The sequence below is a fragment of the Vibrio sp. 1249-1 genome (assembly GCF_033340495.1).
The window spans coordinates 1-519 of sequence record NZ_JAWOWJ010001163.1; the positions used below are offsets into that span (position 1 = coordinate 1).

Sequence of the window (519 nt, forward strand, 5' to 3'; positions counted from 1 at the left end):
GGCCCCGTGGGTTAAAAGTAAAAATCCTCCAGCTCTTCATGGTCAGGCTTTCGCTCAACTGGTCGAAGCAACTCAGCTTCATCAGCGAACTCAAGCTCAGGATGAAAAGCAGGATGAAATCCTCGATGCCAGACTGGACGGTCATTATCGAGGTCTAAGTAGCAGTGCCTCCCACTGGCTGGGTGATAGCAGTAAAGCCACTGTCTACCACTAACGGTAAACGGCTTCTCTGCACCTCCACATGCCGGTACAAGGTTATCTGCTGCTATATGCGCTACAGCATCCATAGGATCAGTCCTCATCTTCGTCATCACGAACACAAAGATCACGAGCAACTATTTCCGCAGCTATCAACGCATAATCGTTGCCCTGCCAGAACCACCGCTCCGCCAGCTCATAGGCTTCGCTGGAAGGTTCGCCATAACCATGAGCCACCACGTAATCGTGGAACACTTCATGATCAAATGCCTTGCCATCAGCTTCCATGAACCAACCGACAGGGCACTCCAGAATGCGATG

1 protein-coding gene and 1 pseudogene are annotated in these 519 nt (G+C 51.3%); one reads left to right on the forward strand and one right to left on the reverse strand.

All coding sequences use genetic code 11. The features are described 5' to 3' along the window. Positions 1–214 (forward strand): hypothetical protein (locus tag R7Z50_RS31045; RefSeq protein ID WP_318150219.1); only part of this gene is annotated, 214 nt, incomplete at its 5' end. Between the two features lie 77 nt (positions 215–291). Here R7Z50_RS31045 and R7Z50_RS31050 read toward each other — a convergent pair. Then, positions 292–519, reverse strand: a pseudogene (locus R7Z50_RS31050) (hypothetical protein); the annotation flags it as partial.